The organism is Streptococcus sp. UBA3373 (genome assembly GCF_002360305.1).
GTDB lineage: Bacteria > Bacillota > Bacilli > Lactobacillales > Streptococcaceae > Streptococcus > Streptococcus alactolyticus.
The window spans coordinates 7,529-10,793 of sequence record NZ_DEQF01000019.1; the positions used below are offsets into that span (position 1 = coordinate 7,529).

Genomic DNA, 3,265 nt, shown 5'->3' on the forward strand with positions numbered 1-3,265 from the left:
ACAATTTTCTTGAGGTAATTTTACAAAACGAAAGAGAAGCGTTCTTAGAAGTGATTTTGAAGGAAGTCAAAGCGCAAATGGCTATCGCAAGCAATCAACATGATGCTGTGGTGACAACAGCTGTTGCTTTGACACCTAACCAAAAAGAACGTATCCTAGCGTTAATCTCCAAAAAATTTGGAATAACAGTAGGAAAATTGATTGAAACTATTGATGAGGCTATTCTTGGTGGCTTTATCATCAATGTGAACAACACAGTAATTGATACAAGCATTCAGCATCAATTACAAGAATTAAAAATGAATTTGAAATAGAAAGTGGTGTGACTTTTGGCAATTAATGCACAAGAAATTAGCGCTTTAATTAAAAAACAAATTGAAAACTTCCAGCCAAATTTTGACGTCACAGAAACTGGTGTGGTCACTTATATCGGTGATGGTATCGCACGTGCTCGTGGTCTTGATAACACGATGAGTGGGGAACTTCTTGAATTTTCAAATGGTGCCTTTGGTATGGCTCAAAACCTTGAAACCAATGATGTTGGTATCATCATTTTAGGAGATTTCTCTACAATCCGTGAAGGCGATGTGGTAAAACGCACAGGTAAAATCATGGAAGTGCCAGTAGGTGAAGCCCTTATTGGACGTGTTGTTAACCCACTTGGTCAACCTGTGGATGGTCTTGGTGACATTAAAACCACAGCCACTCGTCCTGTTGAAGCACCTGCTCCAGGTGTTATGCAACGTAAATCAGTTTCTGAACCTCTTCAAACAGGCTTGAAAGCTATTGACGCCTTGGTTCCAATTGGACGTGGTCAACGTGAATTGATTATCGGTGACCGCCAAACAGGTAAAACATCTGTTGCGATTGATGCGATTTTGAACCAAAAAGGACAAGATATGATTTGTATCTATGTCGCTATCGGTCAAAAAGAATCAACCGTTCGTACACAAGTTGAAACCCTTCGTAAATACGGTGCCCTAGATTATACAATCGTTGTGACAGCCTCAGCTTCACAACCATCACCATTGCTTTACATCGCACCTTATGCTGGTGTTGCAATGGCAGAAGAATTCATGTATAACGGCAAACACGTTTTGATTGTTTACGATGATTTGTCAAAACAAGCGGTTGCTTACCGTGAACTGTCCCTTCTTCTTCGTCGTCCACCAGGACGTGAAGCCTACCCAGGTGACGTTTTCTATCTACACAGCCGTTTGCTAGAACGTTCAGCGAAAGTTTCAGATGAACTTGGTGGTGGTTCTATCACAGCCCTTCCATTCATCGAAACACAAGCAGGGGACATCTCAGCTTACATCGCGACAAACGTGATTTCGATTACTGACGGACAAATTTTCTTGCAAGAAAATCTCTTCAACTCAGGTGTTCGTCCTGCGATTGATGCGGGTTCTTCAGTATCACGTGTTGGTGGTTCTGCGCAAATCAAAGCCATGAAGAAAGTAGCTGGTACTCTTCGTCTTGACTTGGCTTCTTACCGTGAATTGGAAGCCTTCACGCAATTTGGTTCTGATTTGGATGCTGCTACACAAGCGAAATTGAACCGTGGACGTCGTACCGTTGAAGTGCTTAAACAACCTGTTCACAAACCACTTCCAGTTGAAAAACAAGTTGTTATCTTGTATGCACTAACTCATGGTTTCTTAGATGATGTGCCAGTTAACGATATCTTAGATTTCGAGCAAGCTTTGTATGATTACTTTGACGCTCATTACGAATCTATTTTTGAAACCATCCGTACAACGAAAGATTTACCAGAAGAATCAGTTTTAGACGCTGCTATTCAAGCTTTTAAAGAACAATCTGAATTCAAATAAGAGGGGGTAAGCATATGGCAGGCTCTCTTAGTGAAATTAAAGGGAAAATCGTTTCAACTCAGAAAACAAGTCATATTACTGGTGCCATGAAAATGGTATCAGCAGCCAAATTGACCAAATCTGAGCAGGCTGCAAAAGATTTCCAAATCTATGCTTCAAAAATTCGCCAAATCACTACGGATCTTTTAAAATCTGAATTGACAAGTGGTTCTAGCAATCCAATGTTGGTGTCACGTCCAGTGAAAAAAACAGGCTATATCGTGATTACCTCAGACAAAGGTTTGGTTGGCGGATACAATTCAAAAATCTTGAAAGCCATGATGGATTTGATTGCAGAGTACCATGCGGACAATGATAACTATGCCATCATCGCTATTGGTGGTATCGGTGCTGATTTCTTTAAAGCCCGTGGCATGAATGTTGTCTTTGAATTGCGAGGCCTTGAAGACCAACCGTCATTTGAACAAGTTGGTAACATCATTTCGCAGTCTGTTGAAATGTATAAAAACGAGTTATTTGATGAGTTGTACGTTTGTTATAACCATCATGTGAATAGCTTAACCAGTCAGGTTCGTGTTCAACAAATGCTTCCTATCGCAGAATTGGATGCCAATGAAGCAGCAGAAGAAGGCACATCTGGTTTTGAATTGGAACCAGACCGTGAAATGATTTTGGAACAATTGTTGCCGCAATACACGGAAAGCCTTATTTACGGGGCAATTGTAGATGCGAAAACTGCTGAACATGCCGCTGGTATGACAGCCATGCAAACGGCTACTGATAACGCCAAAAGTATTATTAACGATTTGACGATTCAGTACAACCGTGCGCGTCAAGCAGCTATTACACAAGAAATTACAGAAATTGTAGCGGGTGCTAATGCACTAGAATAAAAGAGAAATCTGTTTTCTAGCAAAACCGTATTTCTAAAAAATCTAAAAGGAGAAAAACATGAGCTCAGGCAAAATTGCTCAGGTTGTTGGTCCAGTCGTTGACGTCGCGTTCGATGCTGGTGACAAATTACCTGAGATTAATAATGCATTGATTGTTTATAAAGATGGCGATAAATCGAAAAAAATCGTTCTCGAAGTTGCTCTTGAACTCGGTGACGGTATTATTCGTACAATCGCTATGGAATCAACCGATGGGCTTACACGTGGATTAGAAGTTTTTGATACAGGTCGTGCTATTAGCGTGCCTGTTGGGACAGAAACACTAGGTCGCGTCTTTAATGTTCTTGGGGACACTATTGACCTTGAAGAACCATTTGCTGAAGACGCTCCTCGTGAACCTATCCACAAAAAAGCACCAGCTTTTGATGAATTATCAACATCATCTGAAATCCTTGAAACAGGAATCAAAGTTATCGACCTTTTAGCGCCATACCTTAAAGGTGGTAAAGTCGGTCTTTTCGGTGGTGCCGGTGTTGG

The 3,265-nt window shown here is 40.9% G+C and carries 3 protein-coding genes and 1 pseudogene; all 4 read left to right on the forward strand.

Annotated features, from left to right (window positions below; all coding sequences use genetic code 11):
• Positions 1 to 314 (forward strand): F0F1 ATP synthase subunit delta (locus B3R79_RS03120; protein ID WP_293693698.1); only part of this gene is annotated, 314 nt, incomplete at its 5' end.
• Positions 315 to 329: 15 nt separating this feature from the next.
• Complete coding sequence (atpA, locus tag B3R79_RS03125; protein WP_235280725.1) at positions 330 to 1,835, forward strand: F0F1 ATP synthase subunit alpha; 1,506 nt, start codon at positions 330 to 332, stop codon at positions 1,833 to 1,835.
• Between the two features lie 14 nt (positions 1,836 to 1,849).
• The gene (locus B3R79_RS03130) at positions 1,850 to 2,728 is read left to right on the forward strand and encodes a F0F1 ATP synthase subunit gamma (RefSeq protein WP_168260952.1); all 879 of its coding nucleotides are present in this window, start codon (positions 1,850 to 1,852) and stop codon (positions 2,726 to 2,728) included.
• A 58-nt stretch (positions 2,729 to 2,786) separates the two neighbouring features.
• Positions 2,787 to 3,265 (forward strand): annotated as a pseudogene (locus tag B3R79_RS03135) (F0F1 ATP synthase subunit beta); the annotation flags it as partial.

What these genes read in the sequence shown, in the direction of transcription:
- B3R79_RS03130 (WP_168260952.1), top strand. Translation starts at nt 1,850, where the DNA reads ATGGCAGGCTCTCTTAGTGAAATTAAAGGGAAAATCGTTTCAACTCAG.